Genomic DNA, 14,722 nt, shown 5'->3' on the forward strand with positions numbered 1-14,722 from the left:
CGCCCATGAATACCGATACCGACCGCCATTGCATCGACCTCACCCAGCTCAGCAGCCGCGAACAGCTGTCCGCGCTGATGGACGGCGCGCTGCCGGAGGACCAGACCCGCTTCCTGCTGCGCCGCCTGCAGCACGATGACGAGCTGGCCGGCAACTGGGAGCGCTGGCGCATCGCCAGCGACGTGATGCGCGGCATGGCGCCAGCCCGACGCCTGCCGGGCGATTTCGCTTCCCGTGTTTCCTTGGCGCTGCATGGCGGCGAGGTGGCGGCGGAACCGGCCGCCGCGACGTCCAGGCCGGCATGGCTGCGACGCGGCGCCGGCATGGGGGCGCTCGCCGCCGCGCTGGCGGTGGTGGCGCTGATGGGGCGGCCTGCGCTGGAGGACGATGCGTCGCCCGCCGCACCTGCGCAGGTGGCCGCGACGACTCCGGCCGCGCCGCTGCATGGGCAGCCGGCACCGTCGCAGCCTGCGCCGCAGTTGCCGACGGCCCCTGCCGGCGGGTCGGACATGCTGGCTGCTGCCTCGATGGCGGCCGCTGCCACTGCGTCCGTCAAGCCGGCGCGGCGCAGCAGGCCGGCTGCCGCTGTCGCGGCTACCGTGACCGCAGTCGAGGCCAACGCGCAGATCGCCGCGCTCACTCCGGCGACGTCCGATGTCGCCGCCCCGGAATTCCGCGGCCTGCCCGAGGCCGAAATCGTCACCCGTCCGTGGCCACGTTCGATCCTGCCGCAGTACGCCGGCAGCGGCGGCCTTGCGGTGGGCTTCGGCGACCACCCGCGGCGTGCCGACAATCCGTTCGCCCCGCCGGTCTTCGGCGCGCCGCCGAAGCTGCTTTCCGGCGAGGCGGCCTCCACGCAAGCGGCCGCCGGCGCCGATGCGCAGGGCCAGCCGCAGCCCTGACCGTGCAGCCCCGTGGCGCGCCCGGCGCCATGCCTCCTGTTTCCGATCCACGCGAAGAGGACTCCCTTGTCATGCCCGCGATCAAGCTCGCTACCCTGCGTCCCCTGCTGTTGACCACCGCGCTGGCGGTGGCCGGCGTCGGTGCCTGCAGTGGTCAGAACGCCGCCAATGCCCAAACGCCGCTGGCGACGCCGGCCGCCGCGCCCGCCCCCGAGCTGGTGGCCGGCCTGCCGGATTTCACCCGGTTGGTGGACCAGGTGGGGCCGGCGGTGGTCAGCGTGCAGGCGGAGATCGGCGGCCGGGTGCAGGCGGCGCAGGCTCGGCGGACGCCGCAGATGCCGGAAGACGGGGAGGAAGGCGACGAGCAGATCCCCGAGTTCTTCCGCCGCTTCTTCGGCCCCGGCATGACCCCCATGCCGGGCATGCCCGGCATGCCCGGCGCGCGTCCGCGCGGCACCTCGCTTGGCACCGGCTTCATCATTTCGGCCGACGGCTACCTGCTCACCAACCATCACGTGGTCGATGGCGCCGACACCGTGCGCATCAAGCTGTCCGACCGTCGCGAGTTCACCGCCAAGGTGGTGGGCAGCGACCCGCAGTCGGACGTGGCGCTGCTGAAGATCGACGCCAAGGGCCTGCCGGTGATGCGCATCGGCAATTCCGATGCGCTCAAGCCCGGCCAGTGGGTGGTGGCGATCGGTTCGCCGTTCGGCCTGGACCATTCGGTCACCGCCGGCATCGTCAGCGCGGTCGGCCGTGCCAACCCCGGTGCCGACCAGCGCTACGTGCCCTTCATCCAGACCGACGTGGCGATCAACCGCGGCAATTCCGGCGGCCCGCTGCTGGACACCCGTGGGCAGGTGGTCGGCATCAACTCGCAGATCTTCAGCAATTCCGGCGGTTACATGGGCGTGAGCTTCGCCATTCCCATCGACGTGGCGATGAACGCTGTGCAGCAGCTCAAGGCCACCGGCAAGGTGACGCGCGGGCAGCTGGGCGTGCAGATCCAGGGCATGGACCGGGATGCCGCCGGCGCGCTGGGGCTGCCCGATGCCAACGGCGCGCTGGTGGCGACGATCGAGCCGGGCAGCGCCGCGGAACGTGCCGGCCTGCAGCGCCAGGACGTGATCCGCAGCGTCAACGGCCAGCGCGTCTACGAATCCAGCGACCTGCCGCCGATCATCGGGGCTATGGCACCTGGAAGCCGGGTCACGCTGGAGGTGATCCGCGATGGCAAGCCGCGCACCCTGATCGCGACCTTGGGTGCGCTCGATGAAAGCGTCGCCGCTGCCGGCGGCGAAACGGGCGGTAGCCAGAAGCCCGCAGCCCCCGCGCAGGCCAACCCGCTGGGCATCATCGGCCAGGAATTGACCGCACAGCAGCGCAGCGGCATGGGCCTGCAGCCGAAGGAGGGCGTGCTGATCGCCCGCGTCGAGGGCCCGGCCGCGCGGGAAGCGGGCCTGCAGCGCGGCGACGTGGTGCTGGCGGTGGGCCGCCACGACGTCGGCAGCGTGGATGCGCTCAACGCCCAGCTGCGCGCCGTCGGCGCCGACAAACCGGTGATGCTGCTGGTGCGGCGTGGTGGCGGCACCCGCTACGTCACGGTGACCCCGGTCGAGCGCTGAGCCCCGTAGGCCGGCGCCCGGTCGTGATCGCGGCCGGGCGCGTTGCCGCCCGGGCAGGGCTGCACTCGGGCCTGTGCGATAATGCACGGCTGTCTTTCCCACAGGCCGCGATCCCGCGGCCGTTGCCGCACTCAGCCGACGCCCCCCATGCAGCACGATTCGATGCGGTTCATCCGCAACTTCTCCATCATCGCCCACGTCGACCACGGCAAGTCGACCCTCGCCGATCGCATCATCCAGCTGTGCGGCGGCCTGCAGGCGCGCGAGATGGAAGCGCAGGTACTCGATTCCAACCCGATCGAGCGCGAACGCGGCATCACCATCAAGGCGCAGTCGGTCTCGTTGCCGTACACCGCGAAGGATGGCAATACCTACTTCCTGAACTTCATCGATACCCCTGGCCACGTCGACTTCAGCTACGAGGTCAGCCGCTCGCTGGCCGCCTGCGAAGGCGCGCTGCTGGTGGTCGACGCGGCGCAGGGCGTGGAGGCGCAGTCGGTGGCCAACTGCTACACCGCGGTGGAGCAGGGGCTGGAGGTGGTGCCGGTCCTCAACAAGATCGACCTGCCGACCGCCGACATCGACAAGGTGAAGGAGGAGATCGAGGCCGTCATCGGCATCGATGCGTCCGACGCGGTCGCCATCAGTGCCAAGACCGGGCTCAACGTCGGCGACGTGCTGGAGGCCATCGTCCAGCGCATCCCGCCGCCACAGCCGCGCGACACCGACAAGCTGCAGGCGCTGATCATCGACTCGTGGTTCGACAACTACCTGGGCGTGGTCTCGCTGGTGCGGGTCATGCAAGGCGAGCTGAAGTCCGGCGACAAGATGCTGGTGATGAGCACCGGCCGCACCCACCAGGTCGACGCGGTCGGCGTGTTCACCCCGAAGCGCAAGGTGCTGCCGGTGCTGCGCGCGGGTGAAGTGGGCTGGATCACCGCCTCGATCAAGGACGTGCACGGCGCGCCGGTGGGCGACACCCTGACCCTTGCCGGCGACCCGGCGCCGAAGCCGCTTCCCGGCTTCCAGGAAATGCAGCCGCGGGTGTTCGCCGGCCTGTTCCCGGTCGATGCCGAGGACTACCCGGCGCTGCGCGAAGCGCTGGACAAGCTGCGCCTGAACGACGCCGCGCTGCGCTTCGAGCCGGAAAGCTCGGAGGCGATGGGCTTCGGCTTCCGCTGCGGCTTCCTCGGCATGCTGCACATGGAGATCGTGCAGGAGCGGCTGGAGCGCGAGTACGACCTCAACCTCATCAGCACCGCGCCGACGGTGATCTACGAGGTGCTCAAGACCGACGGCACCGTCGTGCCGATGGACAACCCGGCCAAGCTGCCGCCGATCAACCAGGTGCAGGAGATACGCGAGCCGATCATCCGCGCCAACATCCTCACCCCCGAAGCCTACATCGGCAACATCATCAAGCTGTGCGAGGAAAAGCGCGGCGTGCAGATCGGCATCACCTACATGGCCAGCCAGGTGCAGATCAGCTACGAGCTGCCGATGGCCGAGGTGGTGCTGGATTTCTTCGACAAGCTGAAGTCGGTGAGCCGCGGCTACGCCTCGCTGGACTATCACTTCCTGCGCTTCGACGCCGGCCCGTTCGTGCGCGTGGACACGCTGATCAACGGCGACCGCGTCGACGCGCTGTCGATCATCGTCCACCGCAGCCACGCCGACCGCCGTGGCCGCGAGCTGACCGAGAAGATGAAGGACCTGATCCCGCGGCAGATGTTCGACGTGGCCATCCAGGCCGCGATCGGCGCGCAGATCATCGCCCGCACCACGGTCAAGGCGCTGCGCAAGAACGTGCTGGCCAAGTGCTACGGTGGCGACGCGACGCGCAAGAAGAAGCTGCTGGAGAAGCAGAAGGAAGGCAAGAAGCGGATGAAGCAGGTCGGGCGGGTGGAAATCCCGCAGGAGGCCTTCCTCGCCGTGTTGCAGGTCGACAGCAAGTAAGGCATTGGCCCTGGAGAACATCGCATGATGGTGTGGTTCGAAACGATCCTGGTCACCCTGACCCTGCTGACCGGCCTGGTCTGGCTGCTGGACAAGCTGTTTCTGGCCAAGCGCCGCGCCGCCGCGGCCGGACCGCTGGACGAGGTGAAGGAACCGCTTCTGGTCGATTACTCCAAGGCGTTCTTTCCGGTGCTGGCGCTGGTGCTGGGGCTGCGCAGCTTCGTCGCCGAGCCGTTCCGGATCCCCTCCAGCTCGATGATGCCGACCCTTCTGATCGGCGATTTCATCCTGGTCAACAAGTTCAGCTATGGCCTGCGCTGGCCGATCAGCAACAAGAAGTTCGTCGAACTGGGCGAGCCGGCGCGTGGCGACGTGGTGGTGTTCCGGCCGCCGCACCACCCGCGCGAGGACTGGATCAAGCGCGTGATCGGCGTGCCGGGCGATGTCATCGGCTACCACGACCACAAGATCAGCGTGAACGGGCAGGTGCTGCCATACCGGGTGGAAGGGGTCTACACCGGGGTCGGCCAAGGCGCCGGCGAAACCGGGGACAGCAAGCTGACCGAGGGCATGCCCGGGCGCCCGCATTTCGTGCTGGAAGGCGAGTTCAGCGTCGCCGATGGTGACTGGACGGTCCCGGCGGGGCATTATTTCGTCATGGGCGACAACCGCGGCAACAGCGAGGACAGCCGGTTCTGGGGGTTCCTGCCGGAAACCAACCTGCGCGGGAAGGCGTTCATGGTGTGGATGAACTTCGACGCCAGCGCGGATCACTGGGTGGACGTTTCCCGTATCGGAACACGTATTCCTTGATCGACGCCTGGCCATCAGGGGCATGGCCGTTCAACCAAGAGGGGATGCACGAATGAAGCAGAAACAGCGCGGAATAACGATGCTGGGGTTCCTGATGGTGCTGTGCCTTGTGATCTTCTTCGCTTTTTGCGCGATGAAGATCGTGCCCATGTACATCGAGTTTTACTCGGTGAAGCAGGCGCTCAAGGGGCTGGCCGAAGACCAGTCCCTGGCTGGCGCGAGCAAGGAGAAGATCCGCGAGATGTACCTGCGCCGGCTCGAGATGAGCTACGCCGACAACGTCAAGAAGATGGACGCGATGAAGTTCGAGTCCGGCGACGGCGGGGTGAAGATGGTGGTGGACTACGAGCGTCGCGAGTCGCTGCTTGCCAACCTCGACGTGGTCGGCAAGTTCCACGCCGAGCAGGTGCTGACGCGTGGCACCAGCGGCGAGTGATCGCACGCCGTCGGCGTTCGCCGGCCATGTGTTTGCGGACCCCGCGCTGCTGGCGCAGGCGCTGACCCACCGCAGCGCGGGCAGTCCGAACAACGAGCGGTTGGAATTCCTCGGCGACGCACTGGTCAACCAGTTCGTCGCCGAGGCGCTTTACCGGCACTGGTCGAAGGCCGACGAGGGCGCGCTGACCCGCGCCCGGGCCGAACTGGTGCGGGAATCCGCGCTGGCGGGCATCGCCCGCCGGCTGGATATCGGGCCGCGGCTGGTGATGGGGCCGGGCGAAATGAAGACCGGCGGCCATCGCCGCGATTCCATCCTGGCCGACGCGGTCGAGGCCATCGTCGCCGCGATCTACCTGGACGCCGGTTTCGACGCCTGCCGGGCGACGGTGCTGCCCTGGTTCGCGCCCCTCATCGACGCCCTGCCGCCGCCCAACAAGGTCGGCAAGGACGCCAAGACCCGCCTGCAGGAATGGCTGCAGGGGCGGCAGCACCCGCTGCCGGTCTATGCGCTGCTGCATGAGGGCGGCGAGGACCACGCACGGATCTTCAGCGTCAGCTGCACCCTTGCCAGCCCGGCCCTGCGCACCGAAGGGGAGGGAAGCTCGCGGCGCGCCGCCGAGCAGGTTGCCGCGGGCGCGATGCTGGAACTCCTCGAGTCCTGCTGACCCCAGCTGCACGGCCCTCGTCCGGGAATCTGCGGCAATTGAAGCGGCGGACCGGGCCGCGCTCTACAATCCGCCCATGAATCCCACATCCCGCAGCGGCGCGGTGGCCGTCATCGGCCGCCCCAACGTCGGCAAATCCACCCTGGTCAATGCGCTGGTCGGCGCCAAGATCAGCATCACCTCCAACCGTCCGCAGACCACCCGGCACCGCCTGCTGGGCATTGCCACCTTCCCCGGCGGCCAGCTGCAGCTGGTGGACACGCCCGGCATCCACGGCGAGCAGGGCAAGCGCTCCGGCAAGGCGATGAACCGGATGATGAACCGCGCCGCCCGCGGCGCGCTGGAAGGCGTGGACGCCGCGCTGCTGGTGATCGAGGCCGGGCGCTGGGACCACGAGGACGGACTGGCCTTCGACGCACTGCGCGAGGCCGGCCTGCCGGTGGTGCTGGTGGTCAACCAGGTCGACAAGCAGAAGGACAAGACCGCGCTGCTGCCGTTCATCGCCAAGGTGACGGAAGGGCGCGAATTCGCCGCGGTGCATCCGTTGTCGGCGCTCAAGCGCAGCGGGCTGGAGCCGCTGGTCGCCACCCTGCTCGGGCTGATGCCGGAGGGCGAGCCGGCATTCGGCGAGGACGAGATCACCGACAAGAGCCAGCGCTTCCTCGCCGGCGAGCTGGTGCGCGAGCAGCTGATGCGTCGGCTCGGCGAGGAACTGCCGTATTCCACCACGGTGGAAGTGGAGCGGTTCGAGGAAGAACCCTCGCCCAAGGCCGGCGTGATGTACCGCATCGATGCGGTGATCTGGGTCGAGCGCGAGGGCCAGAAGGCCATCGTGATCGGCAAGGGCGGCGAGCGCCTGCGCGACATCGGCAAGCATGCCCGCGAGCAGATGGAGCGGCTGTTCGACGCCAAGGTGTTCCTGCAGACCTGGGTGCGGGTGCGCGAAGGCTGGAGCGACGACGAAGCCGCGCTGCGCGCGCTGGGCTATCACGACTAGGCGCTCCGCCTCCCGGTGCGGGGGCTTCAGCCGGAGCGCCCCGCTTGCGGCTGGCCGCAGCGCGCAACGGAGCGACGGCCGCGGTCGGGGCCACTCCTAGAATAGGCACATGCGCTACGCCGCCGAAGCCGCCTTCGTCCTGCATGCCCGCCCGTGGCGGGAAACCAGCCTGCTGGTCGAAGTCCTGAGTGCGGAGCACGGCCGCATCGGGCTGGTGGCGCGGGGGGTGTCGGGGCCGAAGAAGCATGTGCTGCGCGCGGCGTTGCAGCCACTGCAGTCGATCCGTTTCGATGCCGTGCAGAAGGGCGAACTGGCGCAGCTGGCCACTGCCGAGGCGGTGGACGCCGCGCCGCTGCTGCAGGGCGATGCCGCGCTGGCGGCGTTCTACGTCAACGAACTGTGCCTGCGCCTGGCGCCGCGGCATGTGCCGCAGCCGGAACTGCACGCGGGCTATGCGCAGGTGCGCGAGCGCCTGCGTGGCGGCGAACCGCTGGCGTGGACGCTGCGCCGGTTCGAGCGCGACCTGCTGGAGGCGCTTGGGGTGGGGTTGGCGTTCGGGCTGGACGGTGACGGCGGCGACATCGATCCTGCCGCACGCTACCGGCTGGATCCCGAGGAAGGGCCGCGCCGCCTGCGCAGCGAGCGCGCAGGCGAACGCCGCGATACTGCGACTGGTCGCGCGCTGCTGGCGCTGGCGGCGGACCTGCAGCCAGGAAGCGAGGACCTGGCCAGCCTGCGCCTGCCGCTGCGGACGGTGCTGCTGCACCATCTCGGTGGTCGCGGGCTGAAGTCGTGGGAAATGCTGGGCGAGTTGGGGCGGTTGGGCGCGCCGAAGGAGATCGGTGCGCCCTGACCGCGCCGGCTCAGCGGTGCAGCTCGCCCGCCGCTTCCGGCTGGTAGCGGATCGACAGTACGTGCAGGCGGGCGCTGCGGCCGCCCGGCATCGGCCAATCGATGCTGTCGCCCACCCGCAGGCCCAGCAGGGCGCTGCCCACCGGGGCTAGGATCGATACCTTGTCGCTGCTGCCATCGGCATCACGTGGATACACAAGAGTCAGCTCGTACTCGTGCGCTTGCTCCTGGTCGTCGATCACCTTCACCAGGGCGGTGGAATTCATGGTGATGACGTCGTCGGGCATCTCGCCGGGCTCGACCAGCTCGGCACGCTCCAGCTCCTCGCGCAGCGGTGCGGTGTTGAGGCTGCGGTACTGCGGACGGTCCAGCAGGTCCTCGATGCGCTCCACGTCCACGCGGGACAGCAGCAGGGCGGGACGTTGGGTGGCGGTGCTCATGTTGGCAAAGGCTCCTGCAAAGCAATGCGGGCGGCGCGGCTGGCGCGTCGCCCGCGGATATCTTGGAATTTGGGGGAACATTAGCCGCGATTCAACGGCCCGGCAACCTTTCAGGGAAACAGGAAGCCGGCCACGACCCGCCGGCCCTCGCCGGCCAGCACCGTGTAGGTCCGCGCGGCCGCAGCGTTGGACATGACCTCGATGCCGACGCCGCGCTGCAGGCAGGTCGCCAGGGCCGCCGCCGGGGGGAACACCTGGCGGGCACCAGTGCCCAGCAGCAGCAGTTCGGGGGCCAGCGCGAGTAGCGGCTCCAGGTCGGTGGGCGCGAGCGCAGACGCATCGCGCACCGGCCAGTTCTCGACCAGTGCCTCCGGGGCGACGATGAAACTGGCTGTCATCCGCCGCTCGTTGACCAGCGCACTGCCGCCATCGGCACCGCGCAGGAAATACTGGTAGTCCGGGCGTTCGAGGTTCAGCTGCATCGGTCGAGGTCTGCTGCGGTCAGCCGCGGGGCAGGACGATCTGCCGCTTGTCCCTGCTCGGGCGATAGAGCACCGCGGTGTGGCCGATCCGCTGCACCAGCGCGGCATCGGCGCGCTCGGCCAGGCTGGTGATCATGGCGTCCCGCGCCTCCCGGTCCTCGCCTGCGACCTTCACCTTGATCAGCTCATGGTGTTCCAGGGCCAGTTCGACCTCCGCCACCAGTGCCTCGGTGATGCCCTTGCCGCCCACCTGGAGCATCGCCTTGAGGTCGTGCGCCTGGCCGCGCAGGAAGCGGATCTGGGCGTTGGTCAGGGCAATCGGCATGCGGCACGCAGCGGAATAAAAGGAGGGAGCGCAGGGTATCATGCGGAGGATGGGGGCCGCCCGCGGGCGGCTCCATTCCCCCACGACCCTCCCGCCCCCCGGGAGGGGGACGACAGGCATGGCGACCCGCAGCAAATCCAGCCAGCGCTGGCTCAAGGAACACTTCTCCGACCCCTTCGTGAAGAAGGCGCAGGCCGAGGGCATGCGCTCGCGTGCCGCCTACAAGCTCGAAGAACTGGTGGAGCGCGACCGCCTGCTCAAGCCCGGCATGGTGGTGGTGGACCTCGGTGCGGCGCCCGGCGGCTGGTCGCAATGGGTGCGCCAGGAACTGGACCGGCTGGACGTGAACCGTCCCGGGCGGGTCATCGCCAGCGACATCCTGGAGATGCCCTCGCTGGCCGGGGTGGACTTCCTTCATGGCGATTTCAGGGAAGATGCGGTTCTATCGCAGCTGCTGCAGATGCTGAACGGTGAACAGGTCGACCTTGTCTTGTCCGACATGGCCCCCAATAAGAGCGGTATGACGGCGGTGGACCAGCCGCGCGCGATGCACCTGGCGGAACTGGCCATGGACTTCGCCGATGGCCAGCTCCGTACCGGCGGCACGTTCCTGATCAAGCTGTTCCAGGGAACGGGATTCGATGATTACGTGCGGGAACTGCGGCGGCGTTACGCCAAGGTGGTGATCCGCAAGCCGGCGGCCTCGCGCAACCGTTCGCCGGAGGTATACGCACTGGCCACCGGCAAGCTGGCACAGATCAAGTGATGTTCCACAACGACGTGACGCGGAAGGACTGCCAAGGGCCGACATGAACGATCTCGCGAAAAACCTGCTGCTCTGGGTGGTGGTCGCCGCCGTGCTGATGGTGGTGTTCCAGAGCTTTTCGCCGAAGCTGGCCGCCAGCCAGGACGTGGTCTATTCGCAGTTCGTCCAGGACGTGGAGAACGACCGCATCAAGAAGGTCGACATCTCCAGCAACGAGCGCAGCATCACCTTCGAGCGCGCCGACGGCAGCACCGGCACCACCACCGCGCCGGTGCGCGACAAGGACCTGATCAACGACCTGATCCAGCACAAGGTCGAGATCAAGCAGGCGCCGCCGGATTCCGGCATCTCGTTCTGGTCGCTGGTGCTGAACTTCCTGCCGGTGCTGCTGATCATCGGCTTCTGGCTGTTCATGATGCGCCAGATGCAGGGCGGTGGCGGCGGCAAGGGCGCGATGTCGTTCGGTCGTTCGCGCGCCAAGCTGCTGTCCGACGACCAGGTCAAGGTCACCTTCGCCGACGTCGCCGGTTGCGACGAGGCCAAGGAAGACGTGGCCGAGCTGGTCGAGTTCCTGCGCGACCCGTCGCGCTTCCAGAAGCTGGGCGGCAAGATCCCGCGCGGCGTGCTGATGGTCGGCCCGCCCGGCACCGGCAAGACGCTGCTGGCCAAGGCCATTGCCGGCGAGGCCAAGGTGCCGTTCTTCTCGATCTCCGGCTCCGATTTCGTGGAGATGTTCGTCGGCGTCGGTGCCTCGCGCGTGCGCGACATGTTCGAGCAGGCCAAGAAGCACGCGCCGTGCATCATCTTCATCGACGAGATCGACGCGGTCGGCCGCCATCGCGGTGCCGGCCTCGGCGGCGGCCACGACGAGCGCGAGCAGACCCTCAACCAGCTGCTGGTGGAGATGGACGGCTTCGAGGGCGGCGAGGGCGTGATCGTGATCGCCGCGACCAACCGCCCGGACGTGCTCGACCCGGCGCTGCTGCGTCCCGGTCGCTTCGACCGCCAGGTGGTGGTGGGCCTGCCCGACGTGAAGGGCCGCGAGCAGATCCTCAAGGTGCACATGCGCAAGCTGCCGCTGGCGGACGACGTGGTGCCGATGACCATCGCCCGCGGCACGCCCGGCTTCTCCGGCGCGGATCTCGCCAACCTGTGCAACGAGGCGGCGCTGTTCGCCGCCCGCGAGAACGCCAAGGAAGTGCGCATGGAGCACTTCGACAAGGCACGCGACAAGATCCTGATGGGTGCCGAACGCCGTTCGATGGCGATGAGCGAGCAGGAGAAGACCCTCACCGCCTACCACGAGGCGGGCCATGCCATCGTCGGCCGGCTGGTGCCGGAGCACGACCCGGTCTACAAGGTCACCATCATCCCGCGCGGCCGCGCGCTGGGCGTGACCATGTACCTGCCGGAAGGCGACAAGTACAGTTACAACAAGATCGCGATCGAGTCGCAGCTGGCCTCGCTGTACGGCGGCCGCGTCGCCGAGGAGCTGATCTTCGGCGCAGACAAGGTGACCACCGGTGCGTCCAACGACATCGAGCGCGCCACCAAGATGGCCCGCAACATGGTGACCAAGTGGGGCCTGTCCGAACTCGGCCCGATCACCTTCGGCGAGGAGGAGGACGAGGTGTTCCTCGGCCGCAGCGTGACCCAACACAAGAACGTGTCCGACGACACCGCGCGCCGGATCGACGACGTGGTGCGTGGCATCCTCGATCGTGCCTACGCGCGCACGACGCAGCTGCTGAACGAGAACATCGACAAGCTGCACGTGATGGCCAAGGCGCTGCTGGAGTACGAGACCATCGACGTGCCGCAGATCGACGCGATCATGGACGGCCGCGAAGTGCCGCCGCCGATGGGCTGGAGCAAGCCGGGCAGCAAGCCCGGCGGCGACGCCGCGCCGCCGGCCGCGCCCATTGGCGGCCCGGTGGTGCAGGGCTGAGCGATGCTTGCCGCAGGATGACGAAAAGGCCAGAGTTCGCTCTGGCCTTTTTCGTTGGCGGATCCCGATGTTCGACACCTCGCCCCAGCTCGACTGCAACGGCCGCGTCCTGCGGCTGGACCGCCCGCGGGTGATGGGCATCGTCAACATCACCCCCGATTCGTTCTCCGACGGCGGCGCGCATTTCGACGCAGGCGCCGCCATCGCCCACGGCCTGCGGCTGGCGGAGGAGGGCGCCGACATCCTCGATGTCGGCGGCGAATCCACCCGCCCGGGGTCGCAGGAAGTGACCGTGGAGGAGGAGCTGCGCCGCGTCGTCCCGGTGATCGAAGGGTTGGCGCGGGAAACCACGCTGCCGATCAGCATCGACACCAGCAAGCCCGAAGTGATGCGCGCGGCGGTCGCAGCCGGCGCCGGCATGCTCAACGATGTGTACGGCCTGCGCCGCGAGGGTGCACTCGATGCGGCCGCGGAACTGGCGATGCCGGTGGTGCTGATGCACATGCTGGGCGAGCCGCGCTCGATGCAGGCGGCGCCGGAGTATGACGATGTGGTCGGCGAGGTGCACCGATTCCTGGCCGAACGGATGTTTGCCGCAGAGATGGCGGGCATCGCGAGGAAGAACATCGTGGTCGATCCCGGCTTCGGGTTCGGCAAAACCGCCGTGCACAACCTGCAGCTGCTCGCGCAGCTCCGGCGATTCACCGAGCTGGGCGTGCCGGTGCTGGCCGGGTTGTCGCGCAAACGGAGCATCGGTGAGCTGACCGGTCGCAGCGAACCGCGCGAGCGCGTGGCGGGCTCGGTGGCCGCGCACCTGGTGGCCGCACAGCAGGGCGCGGCGCTGCTGCGGGTCCACGACGTGGCCGCGACGGTGGACGCGCTGAAGGTGTGGAATGCCGTCGCTGCCGTGCCGCAGCCGCGCAGTGCCGCGGAACGGCCGGAGATTGTCTGGCCGGAATAACCGGGACCGCGCCGGGTTAAAGTGCGCCGTCCAACCGGAGCGCGCGCATGACCGCCAGTACCCCGCTGCTGATCACCTTTGGCCTCTACCTCCTTGCGATGGTGGGGATCGGATTGGCGGCCTGGCGCTCCACCCGCAACCTCGACGACTACATCCTCGGCGGACGCTCGCTGGGCGGCTACGTCACCGCGCTGTCCGCCGGTGCCTCCGACATGAGCGGCTGGCTGCTGATGGGCCTGCCCGGCGCGCTCTACCTGACCGGCGTGAGCGAGGCGTGGATCGCCATCGGCCTGTGCATCGGCGCGTGGTGCAACTGGCGCTTCGTGGCCGGCCCGCTGCGGGTCTATACCGAGCGCACCGACAACGCCCTGACCCTGCCGGACTACTTCACCACGCGCTTCTCCAGCGATGGTTCCGCCGCCAACGGCCGGCTGCTGCGGGTCGTGTCGGCGCTGGTGATCCTGGTGTTCTTCGCGATCTACTGCGCCAGCGGCATCGTGGCCGGCGCGCGCCTGTTCGAGAGCGTGTTCGGCCTGCCGTACGCGCAGGCGCTGTGGTGGGGCGCGGCGGCAACGATCCTGTACACCCTGATCGGCGGTTTCCTCGCGGTCAGCTGGACCGATACCGTGCAGGCCACCCTGATGATCTTCGCTCTGTTGCTGACGCCGATCATCGTGATCCTCAGCGTGGGCGGTCCCGGCGAGACCCTGCGGGTGATCGAGCAGGTCGATCCGGCGCGACTGCAGTGGATCGGCGGTGGTGGTCTGGTCGCGGTGGTGTCGGCGCTGGCGTGGGGGCTGGGCTATTTCGGCCAGCCGCATATCCTGGCCCGCTTCATGGCGGCCGATTCCCTGGCCGTGATCCCGCAGGCGCGGCGGATCGGCATGACCTGGATGGTGCTGTGCCTGCTGGGCGCGGTTGCGGTGGGGCTGGCGGGTATCGCCTGGGCCACCCAGCACCCGCAGCAGGCGATCGCGCTGGGCGAAAACCCCGAGCGTGTCTTCATCGTGCTGGCCGAAGCGCTGTTCAACCCGTGGGTGGCCGGCGTGCTGCTCTCGGCGATCCTGGCCGCGGTGATGAGCACGCTCAGCTGCCAGCTGCTGGTCTGCTCCAGCGCGCTGACCGAGGACTTCTACCACGGCTTCTTCCGGCCGCACGCGGGCGAGCGCGAGCTGGTTTGGGTGGGCCGCGCCACCGTGTTGGCAGTGGCGCTGCTGGCGATCTGGATCGCACGCGACCCGGACAGTCGCGTGCTTGGCCTGGTCAGCTACGCCTGGGCCGGCTTCGGCGCGGCGTTCGGGCCGGTGGTGCTGTTCTCGCTGTTCTGGGCGCGGATGACCGGGATCGGCGCACTGGCCGGAATGCTGGCTGGCGCGCTGACCGTGGTGCTGTGGAAGCACACCGGCAGCACGCTCTACGAAATGGTGCCGGGGTTCATCGCCGCGAGTATCGCGATCATTGCCGGCAGCCTGCTGTCGCGCGCGCCGCCGGCCGCGGTGCAGGCGCGCCATGCGCAGGTCCAGGCCAGCCTGCGCGAAAGCGGCTACTGAAC

General features: G+C 68.8%; 15 protein-coding genes. 12 read left to right on the plus strand and 3 right to left on the minus strand.

Translation table 11 applies throughout. From position 1 onward, the window contains the following. Positions 1-5: 5 nt before the first annotated feature. The 8 genes from ICG51_RS10840 (at position 6) to recO (ending at position 8,249) form a co-directional block, all read left to right on the plus strand. Positions 6-902 carry a sigma-E factor negative regulatory protein gene (locus ICG51_RS10840; protein ID WP_190280373.1) on the plus strand — a complete coding sequence of 299 codons (897 nt, stop codon included), beginning with the start codon at positions 6-8 and terminating at the stop codon, positions 900-902. A 71-nt stretch (positions 903-973) separates the two neighbouring features. After that, positions 974-2,527: a DegQ family serine endoprotease gene (locus ICG51_RS10845; RefSeq protein WP_190280375.1), complete on the plus strand. Its 1,554-nt coding sequence runs from the start codon at positions 974-976 to the stop codon at positions 2,525-2,527. 162 nt (positions 2,528-2,689) lie between these two features. Beyond that, positions 2,690-4,483 carry a translation elongation factor 4 gene (gene lepA, locus ICG51_RS10850; protein WP_190282451.1) on the plus strand — a complete coding sequence of 598 codons (1,794 nt, stop codon included), beginning with the start codon at positions 2,690-2,692 and terminating at the stop codon, positions 4,481-4,483. 27 nt (positions 4,484-4,510) lie between these two features. Beyond that, complete coding sequence (gene lepB / locus ICG51_RS10855) at positions 4,511-5,296, plus strand: signal peptidase I (protein WP_190282452.1); 786 nt, start codon at positions 4,511-4,513, stop codon at positions 5,294-5,296. A gap of 52 nt (positions 5,297-5,348) precedes the next feature. After that, the gene (locus tag ICG51_RS10860) at positions 5,349-5,732 is read left to right on the plus strand and encodes a DUF4845 domain-containing protein (protein WP_190280376.1); all 384 of its coding nucleotides are present in this window, start codon (positions 5,349-5,351) and stop codon (positions 5,730-5,732) included. Continuing rightward, the gene (gene rnc / locus ICG51_RS10865; protein WP_190280378.1) at positions 5,713-6,399 is read left to right on the plus strand and encodes a ribonuclease III; all 687 of its coding nucleotides are present in this window, start codon (positions 5,713-5,715) and stop codon (positions 6,397-6,399) included. The genes ICG51_RS10860 and rnc overlap by 20 nt, the downstream gene beginning before the upstream one ends. Positions 6,400-6,475: 76 nt before the next feature. Then, positions 6,476-7,396 (plus strand): GTPase Era, encoded by a 921-nt coding sequence (gene era / locus ICG51_RS10870; RefSeq protein ID WP_190280379.1) that lies wholly within the window; start codon positions 6,476-6,478, stop codon positions 7,394-7,396. A 109-nt stretch (positions 7,397-7,505) separates the two neighbouring features. Beyond that, positions 7,506-8,249 carry a DNA repair protein RecO gene (recO, locus tag ICG51_RS10875; protein ID WP_190280380.1) on the plus strand — a complete coding sequence of 248 codons (744 nt, stop codon included), beginning with the start codon at positions 7,506-7,508 and terminating at the stop codon, positions 8,247-8,249. Positions 8,250-8,259: 10 nt separating this feature from the next. On the opposite strand, the gene rnk is transcribed toward recO, so the two are convergent. The 3 genes from rnk to yhbY all read right to left on the minus strand — a co-directional run bounded on the left by rnk (position 8,260) and on the right by yhbY (position 9,495). Beyond that, positions 8,260-8,688, minus strand: coding sequence for a nucleoside diphosphate kinase regulator (rnk, locus tag ICG51_RS10880; RefSeq protein WP_190280381.1), 429 nt, complete (start codon positions 8,686-8,688; stop codon positions 8,260-8,262). A gap of 110 nt (positions 8,689-8,798) precedes the next feature. Next, positions 8,799-9,170: an MTH938/NDUFAF3 family protein gene (locus tag ICG51_RS10885; RefSeq protein WP_190280382.1), complete on the minus strand. Its 372-nt coding sequence runs from the start codon at positions 9,168-9,170 to the stop codon at positions 8,799-8,801. A gap of 19 nt (positions 9,171-9,189) precedes the next feature. Then, on the minus strand, positions 9,190-9,495 hold the full coding sequence (yhbY, locus tag ICG51_RS10890) for a ribosome assembly RNA-binding protein YhbY (protein WP_190280383.1): 306 nt from the start codon (positions 9,493-9,495) through the stop codon (positions 9,190-9,192). 118 nt (positions 9,496-9,613) lie between these two features. Between yhbY and rlmE the strand changes: the two genes are divergently transcribed. The 4 genes from rlmE (at position 9,614) to putP (ending at position 14,720) form a co-directional block, all read left to right on the plus strand. Beyond that, positions 9,614-10,261 (plus strand): 23S rRNA (uridine(2552)-2'-O)-methyltransferase RlmE, encoded by a 648-nt coding sequence (gene rlmE / locus ICG51_RS10895; RefSeq protein ID WP_190280384.1) that lies wholly within the window; start codon positions 9,614-9,616, stop codon positions 10,259-10,261. Positions 10,262-10,304: 43 nt separating this feature from the next. Then, complete coding sequence (gene ftsH / locus ICG51_RS10900) at positions 10,305-12,209, plus strand: ATP-dependent zinc metalloprotease FtsH (protein WP_190280385.1); 1,905 nt, start codon at positions 10,305-10,307, stop codon at positions 12,207-12,209. A gap of 67 nt (positions 12,210-12,276) precedes the next feature. Next, on the plus strand, positions 12,277-13,170 hold the full coding sequence (folP, locus tag ICG51_RS10905; RefSeq protein WP_190280386.1) for a dihydropteroate synthase: 894 nt from the start codon (positions 12,277-12,279) through the stop codon (positions 13,168-13,170). A 47-nt stretch (positions 13,171-13,217) separates the two neighbouring features. After that, on the plus strand, positions 13,218-14,720 hold the full coding sequence (gene putP / locus ICG51_RS10910; RefSeq protein ID WP_190280387.1) for a sodium/proline symporter PutP: 1,503 nt from the start codon (positions 13,218-13,220) through the stop codon (positions 14,718-14,720). The last annotated feature ends 2 nt before the right edge of the window (positions 14,721-14,722 follow it).

The sequence above is a fragment of the Thermomonas sp. XSG genome (genome assembly GCF_014678725.1).
GTDB lineage: Bacteria > Pseudomonadota > Gammaproteobacteria > Xanthomonadales > Xanthomonadaceae > Thermomonas.

What these genes read in the sequence shown, in the direction of transcription:
- ICG51_RS10840 (WP_190280373.1), top strand. Translation starts at nt 6, where the DNA reads ATGAATACCGATACCGACCGCCATTGCATCGACCTCACCCAGCTCAGC.
- ICG51_RS10845 (WP_190280375.1), top strand. Translation starts at nt 974, where the DNA reads ATGCCCGCGATCAAGCTCGCTACCCTGCGTCCCCTGCTGTTGACCACC.
- lepA (WP_190282451.1), top strand. Translation starts at nt 2,690, where the DNA reads ATGCGGTTCATCCGCAACTTCTCCATCATCGCCCACGTCGACCACGGC.
- lepB (WP_190282452.1), top strand. Translation starts at nt 4,511, where the DNA reads ATGGTGTGGTTCGAAACGATCCTGGTCACCCTGACCCTGCTGACCGGC.
- ICG51_RS10860 (WP_190280376.1), top strand. Translation starts at nt 5,349, where the DNA reads ATGAAGCAGAAACAGCGCGGAATAACGATGCTGGGGTTCCTGATGGTG.
- era (WP_190280379.1), top strand. Translation starts at nt 6,476, where the DNA reads ATGAATCCCACATCCCGCAGCGGCGCGGTGGCCGTCATCGGCCGCCCC.
- recO (WP_190280380.1), top strand. Translation starts at nt 7,506, where the DNA reads ATGCGCTACGCCGCCGAAGCCGCCTTCGTCCTGCATGCCCGCCCGTGG.
- rnk (WP_190280381.1), bottom strand. Translation starts at nt 8,688, where the DNA reads ATGAGCACCGCCACCCAACGTCCCGCCCTGCTGCTGTCCCGCGTGGAC.
- ICG51_RS10885 (WP_190280382.1), bottom strand. Translation starts at nt 9,170, where the DNA reads ATGCAGCTGAACCTCGAACGCCCGGACTACCAGTATTTCCTGCGCGGT.
- yhbY (WP_190280383.1), bottom strand. Translation starts at nt 9,495, where the DNA reads ATGCCGATTGCCCTGACCAACGCCCAGATCCGCTTCCTGCGCGGCCAG.
- rlmE (WP_190280384.1), top strand. Translation starts at nt 9,614, where the DNA reads ATGGCGACCCGCAGCAAATCCAGCCAGCGCTGGCTCAAGGAACACTTC.
- ftsH (WP_190280385.1), top strand. Translation starts at nt 10,305, where the DNA reads ATGAACGATCTCGCGAAAAACCTGCTGCTCTGGGTGGTGGTCGCCGCC.
- folP (WP_190280386.1), top strand. Translation starts at nt 12,277, where the DNA reads ATGTTCGACACCTCGCCCCAGCTCGACTGCAACGGCCGCGTCCTGCGG.
- putP (WP_190280387.1), top strand. Translation starts at nt 13,218, where the DNA reads ATGACCGCCAGTACCCCGCTGCTGATCACCTTTGGCCTCTACCTCCTT.